The organism is Pseudomonas sp. GW821-FHT05H12, from assembly GCF_059419385.1.
Genome location: NZ_JBWKRS010000001.1, coordinates 305,184 through 322,887, shown reverse-complemented (window position 1 = coordinate 322,887; position 17,704 = coordinate 305,184). Strand labels below are relative to the sequence as shown.

15 protein-coding genes are annotated in these 17,704 nt (G+C 63.9%); 2 read left to right on the top strand and 13 right to left on the bottom strand.

What is annotated here, in order from left to right; all coding sequences use genetic code 11:
* Positions 1-6: 6 nt before the first annotated feature.
* On the top strand, positions 7-1,500 hold the full coding sequence (locus tag AC07SU_RS01500) for an FAD-dependent oxidoreductase (RefSeq protein ID WP_494995983.1): 1,494 nt from the start codon (positions 7-9) through the stop codon (positions 1,498-1,500).
* On the opposite strand, the gene AC07SU_RS01495 is transcribed toward AC07SU_RS01500, so the two are convergent.
* The 12 genes from AC07SU_RS01495 to AC07SU_RS01440 form a co-directional block, all read right to left on the bottom strand.
* On the bottom strand, positions 1,491-1,979 hold the full coding sequence (locus AC07SU_RS01495; RefSeq protein ID WP_494995982.1) for an Lrp/AsnC family transcriptional regulator: 489 nt from the start codon (positions 1,977-1,979) through the stop codon (positions 1,491-1,493). The genes AC07SU_RS01500 and AC07SU_RS01495 overlap by 10 nt on opposite strands.
* A gap of 160 nt (positions 1,980-2,139) precedes the next feature.
* Positions 2,140-3,525, bottom strand: a complete 1,386-nt coding sequence (locus AC07SU_RS01490) for an aspartate aminotransferase family protein (RefSeq protein ID WP_494995981.1) — start codon at positions 3,523-3,525, stop codon at positions 2,140-2,142.
* Complete coding sequence (locus AC07SU_RS01485; RefSeq protein WP_494995980.1) at positions 3,522-5,009, bottom strand: NAD-dependent succinate-semialdehyde dehydrogenase; 1,488 nt, start codon at positions 5,007-5,009, stop codon at positions 3,522-3,524. Before AC07SU_RS01485 ends, AC07SU_RS01490 begins: the two co-directional genes overlap by 4 nt.
* A 234-nt stretch (positions 5,010-5,243) precedes the next feature.
* Positions 5,244-6,269: a glycine betaine/L-proline ABC transporter substrate-binding protein ProX gene (gene proX, locus AC07SU_RS01480; RefSeq protein ID WP_494995979.1), complete on the bottom strand. Its 1,026-nt coding sequence runs from the start codon at positions 6,267-6,269 to the stop codon at positions 5,244-5,246.
* A 69-nt stretch (positions 6,270-6,338) separates the two neighbouring features.
* A complete protein-coding gene (locus tag AC07SU_RS01475; RefSeq protein WP_176995868.1) occupies positions 6,339-7,235 on the bottom strand; it encodes an ABC transporter permease in 897 nt (298 codons plus the stop codon).
* On the bottom strand, positions 7,228-8,424 hold the full coding sequence (locus AC07SU_RS01470) for a quaternary amine ABC transporter ATP-binding protein (RefSeq protein WP_494995978.1): 1,197 nt from the start codon (positions 8,422-8,424) through the stop codon (positions 7,228-7,230). Before AC07SU_RS01470 ends, AC07SU_RS01475 begins: the two co-directional genes overlap by 8 nt.
* Positions 8,425-8,600: 176 nt before the next feature.
* Positions 8,601-8,996 (bottom strand): carboxymuconolactone decarboxylase family protein, encoded by a 396-nt coding sequence (locus AC07SU_RS01465; protein WP_494995977.1) that lies wholly within the window; start codon positions 8,994-8,996, stop codon positions 8,601-8,603.
* Positions 8,989-9,801, bottom strand: a complete 813-nt coding sequence (locus tag AC07SU_RS01460; RefSeq protein ID WP_494995976.1) for an alpha/beta fold hydrolase — start codon at positions 9,799-9,801, stop codon at positions 8,989-8,991. Before AC07SU_RS01460 ends, AC07SU_RS01465 begins: the two co-directional genes overlap by 8 nt.
* A gap of 3 nt (positions 9,802-9,804) precedes the next feature.
* Positions 9,805-10,881 (bottom strand): LLM class flavin-dependent oxidoreductase, encoded by a 1,077-nt coding sequence (locus AC07SU_RS01455; RefSeq protein WP_494995975.1) that lies wholly within the window; start codon positions 10,879-10,881, stop codon positions 9,805-9,807.
* Positions 10,882-10,899: 18 nt separating this feature from the next.
* On the bottom strand, positions 10,900-12,411 hold the full coding sequence (locus AC07SU_RS01450; RefSeq protein ID WP_494995974.1) for an aldehyde dehydrogenase: 1,512 nt from the start codon (positions 12,409-12,411) through the stop codon (positions 10,900-10,902).
* 22 nt (positions 12,412-12,433) lie between these two features.
* On the bottom strand, positions 12,434-13,372 hold the full coding sequence (locus tag AC07SU_RS01445) for a flavin reductase family protein (RefSeq protein ID WP_494995973.1): 939 nt from the start codon (positions 13,370-13,372) through the stop codon (positions 12,434-12,436).
* 113 nt (positions 13,373-13,485) lie between these two features.
* On the bottom strand, positions 13,486-14,085 hold the full coding sequence (locus AC07SU_RS01440) for an amino acid synthesis family protein (protein WP_259171571.1): 600 nt from the start codon (positions 14,083-14,085) through the stop codon (positions 13,486-13,488).
* A gap of 188 nt (positions 14,086-14,273) precedes the next feature.
* On the opposite strand from AC07SU_RS01440, the gene AC07SU_RS01435 reads away from it, so the two are divergent.
* Positions 14,274-16,034 carry a helix-turn-helix domain-containing protein gene (locus tag AC07SU_RS01435; protein WP_494995972.1) on the top strand — a complete coding sequence of 587 codons (1,761 nt, stop codon included), beginning with the start codon at positions 14,274-14,276 and terminating at the stop codon, positions 16,032-16,034.
* Here the strand turns inward: AC07SU_RS01435 and ggt are convergent.
* The gene (ggt, locus tag AC07SU_RS01430; protein WP_494995971.1) at positions 16,031-17,692 is read right to left on the bottom strand and encodes a gamma-glutamyltransferase; all 1,662 of its coding nucleotides are present in this window, start codon (positions 17,690-17,692) and stop codon (positions 16,031-16,033) included. The genes AC07SU_RS01435 and ggt overlap by 4 nt on opposite strands.
* Positions 17,693-17,704 lie beyond the last annotated feature (12 nt).

Below are 17,704 nucleotides of genomic sequence, written 5' to 3'. Positions count from 1 at the left end.
GTCATTATGAACGAGCAATGCGCGGTCGATGTTCTGATTTGTGGTGCCGGTGCGGCCGGCTTGACCTTGGCGATAGACCTGGCCAGGCGCGGCATCCGCTTTCGCCTCATCGAGAAAAACCACCAGCCTTTCCACGGTTCCCGTGGCAAAGGCATTCAGCCCCGGTCGCAGGAAATCTTCGAAGACCTCGGCGTACTCGACCGCCTGTTCGCCATGGGTGGAGTCTATCCGACTGAGCGGCGCTACCGCGACGACGGCAGCCACATCGACGCCCATTCCATCGAACACAGCGCCGCGACGGCGGCTGAGCCTTATCAGCAACCGCTGATGGTGCCGCAATTCCTGACCGAACAGGTGCTGCGCGAGCGGTTGCTCGAACTGGGCCACCGGCCAGCGTTTGGCTGTGAATTGACAGGGTTTGAGCAAGACGCGGACGGCGTGACGCTGCAGCTCAAGGGCCGCGCAGGCCCGCAAACGCTGCGTGCGCGCTGGCTGGTGGGGGCCGACGGTGGGCGCAGCTTTGTGCGCCAGGCCTTGAATATCGGCTTCCCGGGCAAGACCCTCGGCGTGCGTGCGCTGGTGGCGGATGTGCAGTTGTCCGGCCTGTCGTCGGCGTATTGGCACCGTTTCGGCGAGGGAGATCTGCAACGTCAGGTTGCCATTTGCCCGCTGGCCGGTACGCAGCTGTTCCAGATTCAAGGGCCGATTGCGCTGGACGCCGAGGTGGACCTCAGTGCTGAAGGCTTGACGGCGCTGGTGGCCCAGCGCACCGGGCGCGATGATATTCAGGTGCACGCGGTGTCCTGGGCATCGGCCTACAGCATGAATGCGCGGCTGGCCGATCAGTACCGTGTCGGCCAGGTGTTTCTGGTCGGGGACGCCGCGCACATCCATCCGCCGACCGGCGGCCAGGGGCTCAACACCAGCGTGCAGGATGCCTACAACCTCGGCTGGAAACTGGCGGCGGTGGTCAACGGCGCACCTGAGGCGTTGCTCGACAGCTATGAAGAAGAACGCCGGCCGGTGGCGGCCTCGGTACTGGGCTTATCCACCCAACTGCTCGATAACCTGCAACGCGGCGACGTGCGCCGGGGCCGGGAAGTGCATCAACTGGACATTGGTTACCCCCATTCTTCGCTGGCGGCGGGTCGGGTGGACCGCGCCGGTGCGCGTGCGCCGGATGCACGGCTGCGCGGCGCGGCAGGCCAATCGCTACGCCTGTTTGACCTCTACGCCGGCCCGCATTGGACGCTGCTGTGTGTGGCCGGCACGCCCGCCGACGCGGCGCCAAGGCCAGGGCTGCGCATTCATCTTATCGGGCCGCAAGGTGAAGTGATCGATGACCACGGGCAGTTTCAACAGGCTTATGGGCTGGCCGCGGGGGATCGGGTGCTGGTGCGCCCGGATGGCTACATCGGTGCGATCTTCTCGTCCGATGAGGCGGCGCAGTTGGAGGGCTACTTGTTGCAAGTCGGCCTTCCGGCGTGTCCTCAGTCCTGAGGCGTCGCGTTGACGGCTTGAGCCGGCAGCGCCCCAGGCGTCTTGATGGTCTTGGTCACGATGTAGGTGAAGTAGCGCTCGATGGCCAGGTCTTCCAGCAGCAATTGGTCGATGAAACGCTGGTACGCGTCGATGTCGGCGGCGCGAATCATCGCGATGTAGTCCACGCCGCCGCCCGTGGCGTAGCAGAACTCCACCTCCGGTGCGTCGCCCATGCGGTGTTCGAAGCGGCGCATGTCCTGGGCGGTGTGACGGGCCAGGGTGATTTCCACCAGCAACTGCTGGCTCTTGAACACCTGGTTCCAATCGATCACCGCACGATAGCCTTTGACCAGGCCCGCGTTCTCCAGCTTGCGCACCCGCTCCCAGGCCGGCGTGACCGACAGGTTGATCGCCTCGGCCAGGCTGGACTTGGTGATGCGCCCATCCTCGGAAAGGATGCGCAGGATGTTCAGGTCATAACGGTCAAGCTTGTGCATCTAGGAAAAACTCCACAGGCCATAGAATGACGGCGCCCTCACGGCCATCGCCGGCAAGCCGGCTCCTACACGGATTCCGCATGTCGCCAGCCCCTGTAGGAGCTGGCTTGCCAGCGATGGCCGTCAACGATAGCGCATACCTGCCAGGTGTACGCCTTATTCAGCCGAGGATTTCCCCCGCCACGTGGTCAATCGCGCCCTTGGTAATGTCGACGATCAGGTCCGCGTCTTCCCGCGTCAGGATCAACGGTGGGGCAAAGCCAAGGATGTCGCCATGGGGCATGGCCCGCGCAATCATGCCGCGTTCCAGGCAGGCCGCCGAGACTTTCGGGCCGACTTTCAGCGCGGCATCGAACGGCGTGCGCTGTTCGCGATTGGCCATGAACTCCACGGCGGCGAGCATGCCGTCGCCGCGCACTTCGCCCACCAGCGGGTGGCCTTCGAGGGTTTCGCGCAGGCGGCGGTTGAGGTACGCGCCCACGTGCTCGGCATTTTCGGTGAGGTTTTCGCGCTCCAGGATATCGAGGTTGGCCAGCGCCGCCGCGGCGCAGATCGGATGCCCCGAATACGTCCAGCCGTGGCCCATGGCGCCGTCGGTGGTGGAGGCTTTTTCGATCACGTCCCACACTTTTTCGCCAATGATCACCGCCGACAACGGTGCATACGCGCTGGTCAGGCCCTTGGCTGTGGTGATCAGGTCCGGGCGCATGCCGTAGCGCTGGCTGCCCATCTTCGAGCCCAGGCGGCCAAACGCACAGACCACTTCATCGGCAATCAACAGCACGTCATATTTGTTCAGCACCGCCTGGATCGCCGCCCAGTAACCGGCCGGAGGCACCACGATGCCGCCGGTGCCCATCACCGGTTCACCGATGAAGGCCGCCACGGTGTCCGGGCCTTCGGCAAGGATCATCTTTTCCAGCTCATCGGCGCAGTAACGCACAAACGCGGTTTCATCCATGCCCGCCGGGGCCTTGCGGTACCAGTGCGGGCACACCGTGTGCTGGATGCCTTGCTCTGGCAAGTCAAAGTGCTGATGGAATGCGGCAAGGCCCGTGAGGCTGCCGGTCATGATGCCCGAGCCGTGGTAGCCACGGTCGCGGGAGATGATTTTCTTCTTCTGCGGACGGCCCAGCACGTTGTTGTAATAGCGCACCAGCTTGATCTGGGTCTCGTTGGCGTCGGAGCCCGACAGGCCGTAGTACACCTTCTTCATGCCCTCTGGCGCCCAGTCCATGATGCGGCTGGACAGCTCGATAATCGCCTCCGTCGAGTGGCCAACGTAGGTGTGGTAGTACGCCAGCTCCTTGGCCTGCTTATAGATCGCGTCCGCCACTTCGGTACGGCCATAGCCGATGTTCACGCAATACAGCCCGGCAAACGCGTCGATGAAGTCACGCCCTTCATGGTCACGGATGCGGATGCCCGACGCGCTCTGGATGATGCGGCCTTTGAGCGCGCCGCTGGCATGGTCATGGGCGTGGGTGGACGGGTGCATGAAATGCGCGCGGTCCTGTGCGAACAGGTGGTCGAGTTCGTGGTTCATAGCGAGTCTCCTTTGAATTGTCCTTGGTGGTGCAGGCAAAAGTATTTGGTTTCGACAAAGGCCTCGAAGCCCTCGGTGCCGCCTTCGCGGCCCAGGCCCGAGGCTTTCATGCCGCCGAACGGAATTGGGTGGCCAGTGAACTTCACGCCGTTGACCGCGACCATGGCGTGGTCGAGGCGACGGATCAGCGGGTAGATCAGGTCCAGGCGGTTGGAACAAATGTAGGCGGCCAGGCCGTACTCGGTGTCGTTGGCCAGGGCGATCGCCTGCTCCAGACTGTCGAAGGGCATTACCCCGGCAATCGGCGCAAAATTTTCTTCGCGGTAGATGCGCATCTCGGGCGTGACATCCGCCAACACCGTGGGCTGGTAGAACAAACCGCCCAGTGCATGGGCTTCACCGCCCACCAGGCGTTGCGCACCCCGTTGCAAGGCGTCTTCCACCCGTGCGGCGGTCACATCGAACGCGGCCTGATGCATCAACGGGCCAACGTCCACGGCGTGCTCTTCGCCGCCCACCATCGCAGGGCCCACGCGCAGTTCGCGCACGGCGGCGGCAAAGCGCTTGAGGAAAGCGGGGTAGATCGAACGGTCGACGAGGATCCGGTTGGCGGCGCAGCAGTCCTGGCCGGATGTCTGGAACTTGGCCTCGACGGCGACCTTCACCGCCAGGCCCAGGTCGGCGTCGGCACACGCAATGAACGGCGCATTACCGCCCAGTTCCAGGGCGACCTTCTTCACATCCTGGGCGGCCGCTTGCAGTACCAATTTGCCCACGCGGGTCGAGCCGGTGAAGCTCACCGAACGCACGCGGCTGTCTTGCACCAGGGTTTGCATGGCCATCTGCGGCTCGCCCAGTACCACGTTGAACACTCCGGCCGGTAAGCCGGCTTCCTCGGCGAGTTGCGCCAGGGCAAAGGCCGAGTAGGGCGTTTCATGGGCCGGCTTGACCACTACCGTGCAACCCGCTGCCAGGGCGGCAGCGGCTTTGCGCGTGATCATCGCCGAGGGGAAGTTCCACGGCGTCAGCAAGGCGCACACACCCACCGGTTCCTTGAGCGTGCCCAGGTGCGCACCGGGAATATGGCTGGGGATGTTTTGCCCGTACAGGCGCCGGGCTTCGTCGGCAAACCAGGGGATGAAGCTGGCGGCATAGGCGATTTCGCCCCGGGACTCGGCCAGGGATTTGCCTTGCTCCAGGCTCAGGATGCGGGCCAGGTCTTCCTGGTGTTCCAGGATCAAACTGGCCCAGCGCTTGAGGATAGCTGCGCGGGCGTCCAGGCTCTGTTCGCGCCAGGCCGGGAAGGCGCGATGCGCAGCCTCCACGGCGGCAGTTATCTGCGCTTGTTCAAGCATCGGCACATGGCCGATCACGTCCTGGGTCGCCGGGTTGTACACGGCGAGGGTGCTGGCGCTGTCACTGTGGACCCAATGGCCGTCGACATAGCACAGCGCCTTGAACAGCAGTGGGTGTTTGTAAGTCATGGTGGTGGCTCCCAATCGTCTGAGTGCAGTCATGCTAGGGCAGGGCGGAGCAAGAAAAGGCGGGTTTGGCGGGGGTGGGGCAGTGGGTTTTTTCTGATTGCAGGTGCCATTTCCGGTGATTTCTGTGGGAGCCGGGCTTGCCCGCGATGCAGGCGCCTCGGTGCAACTGCTATACCGAGGTGATGCCATCGCGGGCAAGCCCGGCTCCCACAGGAGAACGGGTTACATGCCGGGTTATTTGGCAGCTTTGGCCGTGGCGACCCAGCCGTCGAAGGTGGCTTTGTTTTCGCTCATCCAGTCATCCGCCAGCTTGCGAATGTTGCGTTCGCTGGAGCCGTCCTGGCTGATGGTTTTTTCCCAGTAGCTCCAGGTCGACTGCGGGAACGTCATCTGTTCCACCAGCGCTTTCACCGCCGGGTTGGCCGCGATGAATTGCTTGTTGCCGACGGCGTACCAGTTCCACGCGGCCATTGCCATGCGGCACGGGTCGGCGCCGCCTGCACACCCTTCCACGCCGGGGGTGAGGGCGCTGGTGGTGCTCGGCACGTTGCCGGGCAATGCATCAAACGGCGTCGGCAGCCACACCACGTCCTTGCCGGGGACCATGGTGTTGGTCATCCACGACGGCGCCCAGGCGTAGAAAAACACCGGCTCGCCGCGCTTGAGGCGCGCGACGTTTTCGAACATCAGCGCTTCGTACTTTCCGCGCACCGGGTTCACCGTGGCCTTGAGGCCGAACTTGTCGAGCTGATAATCCACCACGTCGCCACAGCCCCAACCCGGGTCGCAGCTGATCAGGTCAGCCTTGCCGTTCTTGCCGAACAGTGCGGCGATCTTCGGGTCTTTTAACTGCTCAAGGCTGGTGATGTGGTACGCGTCGGCGGTTTTCTTGTCGATCATGTAGCCGTTGTAGCCGGCGCCGGTGATGGAGCCGCCGCCGACCACTTCGGTGCGGTCCTTGACCTTGTCGAAACTGGGTTGCAGCTGCGGCAGGGTCACGTCCATCGACAGGTCCAGATCACCCTGGGCGGCGGCCGGGAAGAACAGCGTGGTGTTGACGGTACTCAGCTTGCTCCCATAGCCGAGGCGCTTGGCGGCCTCGATGGCGATCTTGGTGATGACGTAGTTGCCACCGGTACTTTCCGACTGCACGAAGCGGATGGTCTTGCCGTTGCCGGGCAGGTCTTCGGCCATGACCGAAGTGCTCCCCAGGTACAACACGGCTGCAAATCCAAGCAAGGCGTTGAATGGACGCATCATGATTTCCTCTTTGTTTTTCTCGTTATGGTTAAGGGATGGCAGTCAAAAAACGACATTCATGATTTCTTGTTATGCGCTGACCGCCCGCAGGGTGAACAGCCGCTTGAATAGCGATTTGCGCTTGCCTGGTGTGGGCTGCGCGAGGTTCTGGGTGATGCGGTCGAGCATCATCGCCAGCAGCACAATGGCGATTCCGCCGACCGCCGCGCGGCCTACGTCCATGCGTCCCAGGCCTTGCAGCACCACCAGGCCGAGGCCTTCGGCGCCGATCATGGCGACGACGACGGACATCACCATGGCGGTGAGCACCGTCTGGTTGAGGCCGCCCAGGATGGTCGGCACGGCCAGGGGCAACTGGATCTCCCAGAGCAACTGCTTGCGGTCGGCGCCAAAGGCCAGGCCGGCTTCCACCAGTTCGGTTTCGACCATGCGGATACCCAGGTAGGTAAAGCGGATCAGTGGCGGGCACGCCGAGATCACCACCGCCACTTCACCCGAGACGGTGCCCACGCCAAACAGCATCACCACCGGCACCAGGTACACGAAAGTCGGCGTGGTTTGCATGATGTCGAGGATCGGCCGCATCACCGCCCACACCCGCTCACTGCGCGCGCACCAGATCCCCACCGGGATACCCACCACCATGCAGATCACAATCGCGGTGGTGATCAACGACAGGGTGGTCATGGCTTCGTCCCACACGCCCAAGGCGGCGATCACCACCAGCGCGGCGGCACTGAAAATGGCCACGCCCAGGGTGGCGGCGCGGTAGGCGATGAGGAACATCAGCACCACCATCACCGGGAACGGAATGGCGTGGATCAGCGTGTCGCTGAAGCCCAGCAAGTGCTCTACCGGCCAGCGGATGGCCTGGAAGATCGGGCGCAGGTGGATGCCGATCCACTCCACGCCGCCGCTGATCCATTGGTCCACGGGAAAAACAGCGAGGTCTTCTGACTTAAGCATGATGTGCAACCTCCGAAACGGTAGGGCGAGGGGGCGGGACGCTGGCGATGCAATCGAGGATATGGGCGCTGTTCAAGGTGCCGACAAACAGCCCGTCGGCATCGGCGACCGCCACCGGGTAGCCCGGTTTGAGCAGGCGCGCCACTTCCACCAGCTTGGCGCTGGCCGGCACGCTGACGAACTGCGGCGACAGGCGCTGCAAGGCATCACCGCCTGCGCCTACCGCCAGCAACGCGCCGGCATCCAGAACGCCTACGGCCTTGCCGGCCGCATTGAGTACAAAGGCATGGGCGCTGTCATTGCCGACCACGCGGGTGTCGCCCTGTACCAGCAGGGTGCTGGCCGGCTGCATGATCGAGCGCGCATCGAACAGCCGCGAGCGGTCCACTTCCCGGGTAAACCCGGCCACATAATCGCTGCCCGGGTCGGCGACGATTTCCTGGGGGGTGCCTTCGCGCACCACTTGGCCGTCGGCCATGATCGCGATGCGCGTACCCAGCTTCAGGGCTTCCTGGAAGTCGTGGGTGATGAACAGGATGGTTTTCTTCAACGTGCGCTGCAGGCGCAGCAACTCGTCCTGCATCTCGGTGCGAATCAGCGGGTCGAGAGCGCTGAACGCCTCGTCCATGATCAACACGTCAGCGTCGGTGGTCAGCGCCCGGGCCAACCCTACGCGCTGGCGCATGCCGCCCGACAGCTCGTGAGGGTGGTGGTCGGCCCACTTGGCCAAGCCAACCACCCCGAGCACTTCCAGGGCACGCTTGCGCCGTTCGGCAAGGGGCACGCCGCGCAGCTTGAGGCCGAACTCGGTGTTCTCGATCACGGTCTTGTTCGGCAGCAGCGCGAAGTGCTGGAACACCATGGAAATCCGCGTGCGGCGCACGTCGCGCAACTCGTTTTCGTTGAGGGTGACCAGGTCCCGGCCGTCCAGCAGGATCTTGCCCGCCGTCGGCTCGTTGAGCCGGTTGATGCACCGCGCCAGGGTGGATTTGCCCGAGCCGGACAAGCCCATGATCATGTAGATCGCGCCGCTGGGGATCGACAGCGACACGTTGTTGAGGCCGACCACCGTGGCGGTCTCCGCCAGGATCCGGTCTTTGCTGGCGCCAGCGGTCAAGAGCTGCATGGCTCGGTCGGGCGCCGAAGAGAACACCTTATACAGGTTCTCGATCTTTAGTCGTTCGCTCACCAATTGCCTCCAATTGTTGTTTTGCTATCTGCGGAAATTTCATCAAGAGAAATTTTTGGGCTACTGGCAGTCAAAGGTCCGTCGGTGGTGCTGTCGCAAGGGTGCAACGCAAAAATTTCTTGTTGTTCGACAAAGCAGTTACAGCATGAGCGTGGGGCGGGTGCAAGGGGTGGGCGTCAGCCGGTAGGCGATTCCATCGGGGCCATGCCTTCCCGGGCCTTGCGCGCCACGCGGAAGGCTTCGACGCCCGCCGGAATGCCGCAATACACCGCGATTTGCACCAGGGCTGCGCGCAATTGCTCATCGGTCAAACCGTTGCGCAGGGCGCCGCAAAAGTGCACGCCAAACTCCTCCATGCGCCCCAGCGCCGCGAGCATGCCCAGGTTGAGCAGGCTGCGTTGCTTGAGGTCCAGGGCGTCGTCGGTCCAGACCATGCCCCAGCAATATTCATTCAACACGTCCTGGAACGGCCGCGAGAAATCGTCGGCCCGGCCCAGGGCCTGGTCGACGTAGGCGTCCCCCAGCACTTGGCGGCGTACGCGTTCGCCACCGGCCTGCAATGACTTATCCATGGTGAGTCTCCGAATCGGTTAAAAAGTCGCGCATCAGCGCCGCCACTTGCTGCGGTGCCTCTATCAGGATGCAGTGGCGCAGCCCCGGCAGAATCCGCAGGGTCGAGCCCTGGATTTGCGCGTGCATGTACGTCGCCATGCGCGGGTTGGAGCCGAGGTCATCGGCGCCGGTGGCAATGAGTGTCGGGCAGCGGATCAGCCCCAGTTGCTCGCCGAAATCCGATTCGGCGAGCACCCGGTACGCCGCGGCGTAACACCCCGGGTCATTGGCGGCATTCAATTGCCGCAAGCGCAGCACGGCATCCGGGTTCTGTGCCTGGAACGCCTCGGTCAACCAACGCGCCAACGAGGCTTCGTAATGCGCCACAGGCTCACCGGCTTGCAGCGCGACCAGGCGTGCTTTAACCCGCTCGCGTTCTTCGGCATTACGCCCGGCCACGGTCGACAACAGCACCAGCCGGCGTACCCGCTCAGGATGGGTCAGCACCAGCCGCTGGGCGATCAGGCCCCCCAGCGAAAACCCCGCCAGGTCGAATCGCCCAAAACCCACGTGTTCGGCCAGCGCCAGGGTTTCACCCACCAGATGGTCGATTTCATAACGCCCTGGCGTGCGCGACGACTGCCCATGGCCGCGCAGGTCGAAGGTCAGTACCGTGAAGTCGTCCTTCAACCCCTGCACCACCTCGGCCCAGGCGTCCAGGCTGGAACCCACGCCGTGGATGCACACCAGCGGCCGAGGCCCGTGCCCATCGAGTCGGTAGTTGAGCGTGACATTCGCCACGCTGAGTTGTTGTGCGTCGCCCATGGCTTACCCCGTAACCGTTTCGCGGCGTTTGGCGCGCTCGCGCTCGGCGAACACCGGCATCACCTCGTCGATGAACAGGCGCAGGGTCTGCTTCTGCAATTCGAACGGCAGGTTGAAGGTCAGGCCCAGGCAATATTGATCGACGCCGGCCGCTTCATAGTCGAGCAGCTTGGCGATGATTTCGTCCGGGGTGCCGAACATCAGGTTGCGGCGGATGTTGTCCGGGTTGTAGTTCTCCTTGCCGCGCACCGCCTCAAACGGCACTGGCTCGGGGAAACCGTTGTGCACGGTGCCGACGTTCTGCATCAGGTTTTCGAACGCACGGCCAAAGTCCATGCTGTGTTGCACCGGCACTTGCCAGTCTTCCGGGTTGGCGTAGACGCAGGTGCGCCGCTGCATCATGAAGCGCGGGCGCGGCACGTGCGGGTTGTCGGCCACGGCCTTGTTGAATTTTTCGCCCAGCACGGCAATTTCCGCCGCGGGCAAGGAGAGCGGGGTGGACAGAATGTTCGCGCCGATGCCCACCGCCCAGTCGAAGGTGCCCGGGTCACGTGCGGCCACCCAGATGCGCGGGTGGTCCTTTTGCAAGGGTTTGGGCACCGCAGCGGTCAGCGGGAATTTCCAGTAATGGCCGTCGTGGGCGTAGTCGCCGGCCCAGAGTTTCTGCACCGCCGGCACCAGTTCCTTCATGTAGCCGACGCCTTCCTGCTGTTGCAGGCCAGGGGTCATGCGGTCGAATTCGTACTGGTAGGAACCCCGGGCGATGCCGAACTCCAGGCGGCCTTTGGTCAAGTGATCGCACAGCGCCGCTTCACCGGCCAGGCGGATCGGGTGCCAGTAGGCGGCCGCGATGGTCGCGGTGCCCAGGCGGATGCGCTCGGTGTGCTGGCCGAGCCAGGTCAGGGTCTGGAACGGGTTGGGTGCGATGGTGCATTCCAGGGTGTGGTGCTCGGACGTCCACAGGGTTTCAAAGCCGCCTTCGTCGGCGATCTTCGCCAGCTCCAGCAGGTTGGCCATGACGGTCTGCATCGGCACGTCCGGGGAGAAACGTTCCATGCTCAGGGATACGGCAAATTTCATGTGTGGCTCCTTGAATAATCAGCGCAGGCGAATCACGAACGGGTCCTGCATCTCGCCGGAGTAGTCGATGATCACGTTCTTGGCGCGGGAGAACTCGCGCATCACATCAAAGCCGCCGCGTCGCCCGTAGCCGCTCTGTTTGAAGCCGCCGTTGGCCGACATGTAGGCCGAACTGCGGTAGGTGTTGATCCACACCGTGCCGGCGTCGATGCGGCTGGCAAAGCGCAGGGCGCGGTCGATGTTCTGGGTCCAGATGCCCGAGGCCAGGCCGTAGGCGGTGTCGTTGGCCAGGCTGATCATCTGTTCTTCGGAACTGAACGGCATCACGCCCACCACCGGCCCGAACAGCTCGTCGCGCATGAACGGCATGTCGTTGCGGGCGTTGGCCATCACCGTCGGTTCGAAGTACCAGCCTTCGCTCAGATGCGCCGCGCTCGGGCGTTTACCACCGATGGCGGCCTGGGCGCCTTGCTGCAGGCCGCTGGCGATATAGCCTTCGATTTTTTGCAGTTGGGCCTGCAGTGCAAGCGGGCCAATGTCGGTGTTCGCTTCCATGGGGTGGCCCACGGTGATTTTTTGCGTGCGCGCCACCAGTGCTTCTACAAATTGGTCATAGATCGAGGCTTCGACAAAACAACGTGAACCGGCCACGCAGCTTTGCCCGGCCGCGGCGAAAATCCCCGAGACCACGCCGTTGACGGCTTTCTCGATGTCGACGTCGGCGAACACCACGTGGGGCGACTTGCCGCCCAACTCCATCTGGCACGGCACCAGGTTGTTCGCGGCGTTGCCGGCAATGCGGCGGCCGGTGTCGGTGCTGCCGGTAAACACGTACTTGGCGATGTCCGGGTGGCGGGTCAAGGCATCGCCGGTGATCGCGCCGTTGCCGGTGACCACGTTGACCACGCCGGCCGGGAAGCCCGCCTGGATGATCAGTTCGGCCAGGGCCAGGGTGGAGGCGCTGGCATGTTCCGACGGTTTGATCACCACGGTATTGCCGATCGCCAGGCACGGCGCCAGGGTGCCGGTGAGCAGCATCAGTGGCGAGTTCCACGGGGTGATCATGCCGACCACGCCCAGGGGCTCGCGGCTGCTGTAGTTGAGCTGGTTGAGCTTGTTGACCGGGATCACTTCGCCTTGCAGCTTGTCGGCCATGCCGGCGAAGTAGGTGTAGGCGTCGGGCAGGGCGCTCATTTGCGCGCTCATCTCGCGCAGCAGCTTGCCGTTGTCGCGGGTTTCCAGCAGGGCCAGTTCCTCGGCGTGTTCGGCCACCAGTTGCGCCAGGCGATAGAGCAGCTTGCCCCGTGCGGTGGGCGTGATGTCGCGCCACTGCGGGTCGTGGAAGGCGCGCTTGGCCGATGCCACCGCGCGGGCGACATCGCTGGCGTCGCCCTGGGCGAACTGGTACCAGGCCTGGCCGGTGGTGGGGTCGAAGCTGTCGACATAGGTGCCGCTGGCCGGTTCGGCGAAGCGGCCGTCGATAAACAGGTTGAGACGATTGCCCTCAAGGGCGCTGACCGTGGTTTTCATGCAAGTGTCCTGTGTGTGCGGATCAAAGCGGGGCGTTTTCGAGCATCGCGATGCGCCCGCTGGCGGCGGAGCCGGTGTAGATACCGAATTGCTGGTTCTCGCGTTCGCGGGCATAACGACGTACCACCGAGCGCAGTTCGTTGACCGGCATAAGGTCGATGGGCAGGTCGTCCAGCGGGAAGAAGCGCAGGGTGTCGGGCAGTTCGGCCTCCAACGCGCCAAGTTGGGCGCGATAGATCAAAAAGCCCGGGTCGGTGTCATCAACATCGAACACCGAATACAAGAAGGTCGACTCCAGCTCCACCGGCAGGGCGCTGCTGTCGGCATCGATAAAGCCCTTGCGCTTGCCCGCCACGGGCAGGGTCCAGCCGCCCTTGCCGTCGGCGCGGAACAGAATCGCGCCGTCGGTTTCGATCAGGTAGCCGATGATCATCTTGTGCGAGTCCAGCCAGCTGGCCGGCAGTGGGTCCTGGATATTCGCGTAACGCCCACGGCAGAAACACAGGGGCAACTTGGGGCTGGTGCCGAAGGCGCGCACCTGGCCGATCAGCACCAGGTGGTCGCCGGCGTCGATGCGCTGGTGCACGGTGCAGTCGAACCAGGTCAGGCTGTCGGTGAGGATCGGCGCGCCGGTGTGCACGGTGTCGTGGTTGACGGTGTGGAACTTGTCTGGCGACTTGGAGGCAAAGGTGCCGGACACGTCGACTTGCCCTTCGTGCAGCAAGTTGACGGCAAAATGTTCGCTGGCCGCAAACGCGCCATGGCTGGCGGCGGATTTCCCGACGCACACCAGCAGCAGCGGCGGGTCGAGGGAAACCGAGGTAAACGAATTGGCAGTCATGCCCCGAGGGTTACCGTCGGCGTCATGGGTGGTGATCACGGTCACGCCGGTCACAAAGGTGCCGAAGGCCTGGCGCAAGGCGCCCGGGTCGACGGCTGCAACGTTGTCGGTACTCGGCATCGGAGTGCTCCTGTTGTTGGGGTGTCAAGCAAGCCTACGGGCGGTTCCAGCCCCAGGCTTGCGACGATCACGGGTAAATCCCTGGAAAGTTTTGCGCGGTTTCAGCGCAGGGCTCAGTCCTTGGGCTGCTCGGCTTCCATCTCCGCCATGTCCTGATAACGGTCGGCGATGCGTGGGTGGGCGCGAGAACCGTCCGAGGCACCAATGGCGATCAGCACCTCATCCGGCCCCGGGGCATCGGCCACCTGGAAGTTGGCGGTGAGGAAGTGCGAGCGTTTGCCGGTTTCGCTCTTGTGCACCATTGGCAAGGCGAGCAGGGCGCCCGGCGCGTTGCGGGTGTTGGTGAAGCTCAGGTAGGCGGTGCCTTCCACGGCTTCGCGGAACAGGTTGCCAAAGCGCAGGGTGTGGATCAGGCCCGAGGCGTGTTCGATCTCACCGTTGACGCCCACGGCGGCGGCCTTGCCAAAGGCCTCGACTTTGCCACCCGGCATCAGCGCAATCAGGCGGCGGGTCATTTCGTGGCCCAGGCCGGGGGCCAGGCGCAGGATCTCGGGGCGCAGGTTTTCGACGAAGCCTTGGCCGGCCCAGGGGTTTTTCAAGATGGCGGCTACCACGATCAGCGTGATGGGTTTGCCGGCGTCCTTGCCCCCTTCGATAAAGGTTTCTTCGATGAAGGTGCAGTATTTCCTGACGCCCAGATTGTCCAGATTCATGATGAGGTGTCGCCCTTGTGGCTGTTGGTTTGACCCAAGGCTATGGGCAAAGGCAAAACCCGTCTTCCGTCGTTTCGGCGCATAAAAGCAGTGGACATTGCTACGAAGTGGAGCAAGTATCAGGCGGGCCGGGCAGGCACCTTGGCTGCCATGTTCCACCCGTTCAGGTGAGCGCCTTGAATCGAGAAATGCAGATACTGTCGCTGCGCGACGTGGCCAGCCAGATCAACTCCGGCGGCGACTTGCAGTCGATGCTGCACCAGTTGGTGTACGCCAGCTGCCGCCATACCCACTGGACCATGAGTTCGATCATGGCCATCGACATGGAGGCGGGGTTCGGCCATGTGATCGCCCGTCACGACCCCACCCTGGTACAGCGCCCGCTGGTGGACAGTTGGGAGCTGTCCTCCAGCCCGGTGATGACCGCGTTGCAGCGCAACGAACCGGTGTTTATCCGCGACGTGCGTGATTGCGAGTACCCGGGCTATCGCCGCGAATCGGTGGAGCGCGACTACCGCACGGTGATGGTGATGCCGATGAACTGCACCGACTTTGACGGCCGGCCTATGGTGCTCAGCGTGATTTCCCGCACCTTGATGGACGTGTCCGAAGAAGACCGGGTGTTCCTCGGCATGATCATCCACCTGGGCGCCATCGCCGTGGAACGCCAGCGCCAGCTGGAAGCCGAACGCCGCGCTGCCGAACGCATGCAGCAGGCGCTGCATGTGCACACCTCGATGCTGGAGCACGTGCTGGGCGGCGGTTCGGTGGGGTCGCTGTCGCTGATGGTCGGCAACCAGTTGCCCAACCCGGTGATCGCCGTGGACTTTACCGCCAACCAGGTGGTGGCGGGGCGCTCACCGGACCCCGCGCTGTTCGACGACAGCAGTTGGCAGGCGGCTGCGGCCGGCGTGTTGAGCGTGCAGATCACCAAGACCGCCCAGGACAGCCTGCGCAGTGCCCTGCGGAACACCGTCAACCTGTTTCTCGACGACGGCCAGCGCCAGTTCACCCTGCGGGCGCAGATCGAACCGCTGATGGTCGACCATGAGCTGGTGGGTGCGCTGGTGTTGTTCCCGGTGGCGGCGCCGGTCAATGAACTGGATTTGCTGATGCTCGAAAGCGCCAAGTTCGCCCTCAGCGTGCAGATGATGCGCAGCTTTATCCGCTTCCGTTTCGAGACCCGCACCCAGACCGAACTGCTGTTCGAAGTGCTCGAAGGCCGCTGGCGCGATGCCGACGACATCCAGCAACGTGCCCAGCGCCTGGGTATCCAGTTCAACCAGGCGCAGCAGATGATCATCATCGACTACGGCGCAAAGGCCCGTGAAGCCAAGAACCTGCACCACAACGTAGCGCGCATCCTGGCTCGCGCGTCGATCCCGGCCACGGTCATCAGTGTCGATAACGGCCTGGTGTGCCTGGTGCCCGCCGAAGGCGAAAAGGGCCGCGAACGCCGCACCAAGGTCAAGCGCCAGATCGCCGAAGACCTGGCCCACTACCTGGGCGGCGAGCCGCTCCTGCTGGCCAGCGGCGTCTGCCACGCCCTCACCGATTACCCCGGCGCCTGGGAACGGTGCCGCCGCCTGATCGACATCGCCCGCTCGTTTGGCCGCAGCGGGCCGATCTCTGACCAGGACTTCGGGCCCATCCCGATCTTCGTGGCCGCGGTGGGCGGTGAAGACATCCGCACCTTCGTCAACGAGAGCGTCGGCGCCATGCTGGAGCACGACCGCAAGCACCAGACGCCGTACCTGGAAACCCTCACCGCCTACTTGCGCGAAAGCTGCCGCAGCCAGGCCTGCGCTGACGCGATGGGCGTGCACGTGACCACGCTGCGTTACCGCCTGGCGCGTATCCAGGAGTTGTTCGGTATTGACGTGGAGACGCCGGAGCGCCGGTTTGCCACGGAGCTGGCGATCCATTTGCAGCGGGTGATCGATAGTTAAGGCCGTACCACCAACCCCACGCCACGGCCCCGTGGGTCCGAAGCGGTCTGCACGGTGCGGCCGTTGACCTGGATTGCCTGGATATCGCCCATCAACCAGCCCTGGTCCTTGAGCACGTAGCCCATGCGCTGCAGTTGCTGGGCAACCTCGCCGGTCAGCGGCGCATACGCGTCATAGAAGAGCGTGTCCTTGGGCAGCAATTGGTGATGCACGCGCTGCGCGGCCACGGCTTTGTCCAGCGGCAGGTGGAAATCGTAGACGTTATTCAGCACCTGGAAGATCGACGTAAAGATGCGCGAACCGCCTGGCGTGCCCAGCACCAGGCTGACCTTGCCATCACGGGTAACGATGCTCGGGCTCATGGAGGAGAGCATGCGCTTGCCCGGGGCGATGGCGTTGGCATCGTTGCCGACCACGCCGAAGGCATTGGCGACGCCTGGTTTGGCGCTGAAGTCGTCCATCTCATCATTGAGCAGGAAGCCCGCACCCTTGACCACCACGCCACTGCCGAAGTCCCAGTTCAGGGTGTAGGTGTTGCTGACGGCGTTGCCCTCGGCATCGATGATCGAGAAGTGCGTGGTCTGGTGGGACTCAAGGCCGGGGCGCACCTGCTCGGTGGGCGAGAGGGCGTCCGGGTTGATCTGGGCCGCGCGCTGCGCGATGTAGGCAGGGTCAGTCAGTCGCTGTGCGGGCACCTCGGAAAAGTCCGGGTCGCCGAGGTAGTCGGCGCGGTCGGCAAACACGCGCTTTTCGATCTCTGCCAGCAGGTGCAGGTAACGCGCAGAGTTGAGTGGCACTCCTACAAAATCCGCTTTGCGCTGTTCCTTCATGCCCAGTAATTGGGCCAGGGCGATGCCGCCGGAACTGGGCAAGGGGGCGGTGTACAGGCGATTGCCTTGCCAGTCGATGTGCATGGGCTCGCGCCACACGGCGCGGTAGTCCGCCAGGTCTTGATGGGTGATCAGCCCACCGTCACGCTGCATCTGTGCCACCAACAGGTCAGCGGTCTGGCCTCTGTAAAACTCATCGGGGCCGTTGGCGGCGATGCGTTGCAGGGTGTTGGCCAGTTCCGGCTGCCGGAAGGTGGCCCCCGGTTTCATCGCGCCGAAATAGTCGCCAAAGTTGGTTTTGCCGTTGAACAGGGCAATCGCGTTCTGACGGTACTGGAACTGTTGTCCGGCCACCTTGAAGCCCTGGTTGGCGTAGCCGATGGCCGGTTTCACCAGTTCGCGCCAGGGCAGCTTGCCGAAGCGTCGATGGGCTTCCCACAACCCCATCACCGTGCCGGGCACGCCGGCGGCGCGGGCGCCGATCAGGCTGAGGTTTTCGATGACTTCGCCGTTGGCGTCCAGGTACAGGGTCTTGGTCGCGGCCTTGGGGGCCGTTTCCCGGTAGTCGAGGAAGTAGGGCTTGCCGTGCATGTAGAGGGTCATGAAACCGCCCCCGCCGATGTTGCCGGCCTCGGGGTAGGTGACGGCCAGGGTAAAGGCGGTGGCAATCGCTGCGTCCACCGCATTGCCTCCGGCCTTGAGCACCTGGGCGGCGACCTGTGCACCATATTCGTCGGGCGCCGCGACGGCGCCTCCTTCCAGTGGCGCGGCCAGAGCGTGGTTGAGTGTGAGGGCCAGGGTAAAGGTGGTTGAGGCAAGAAAGCGCATGGCGGGGTCCAT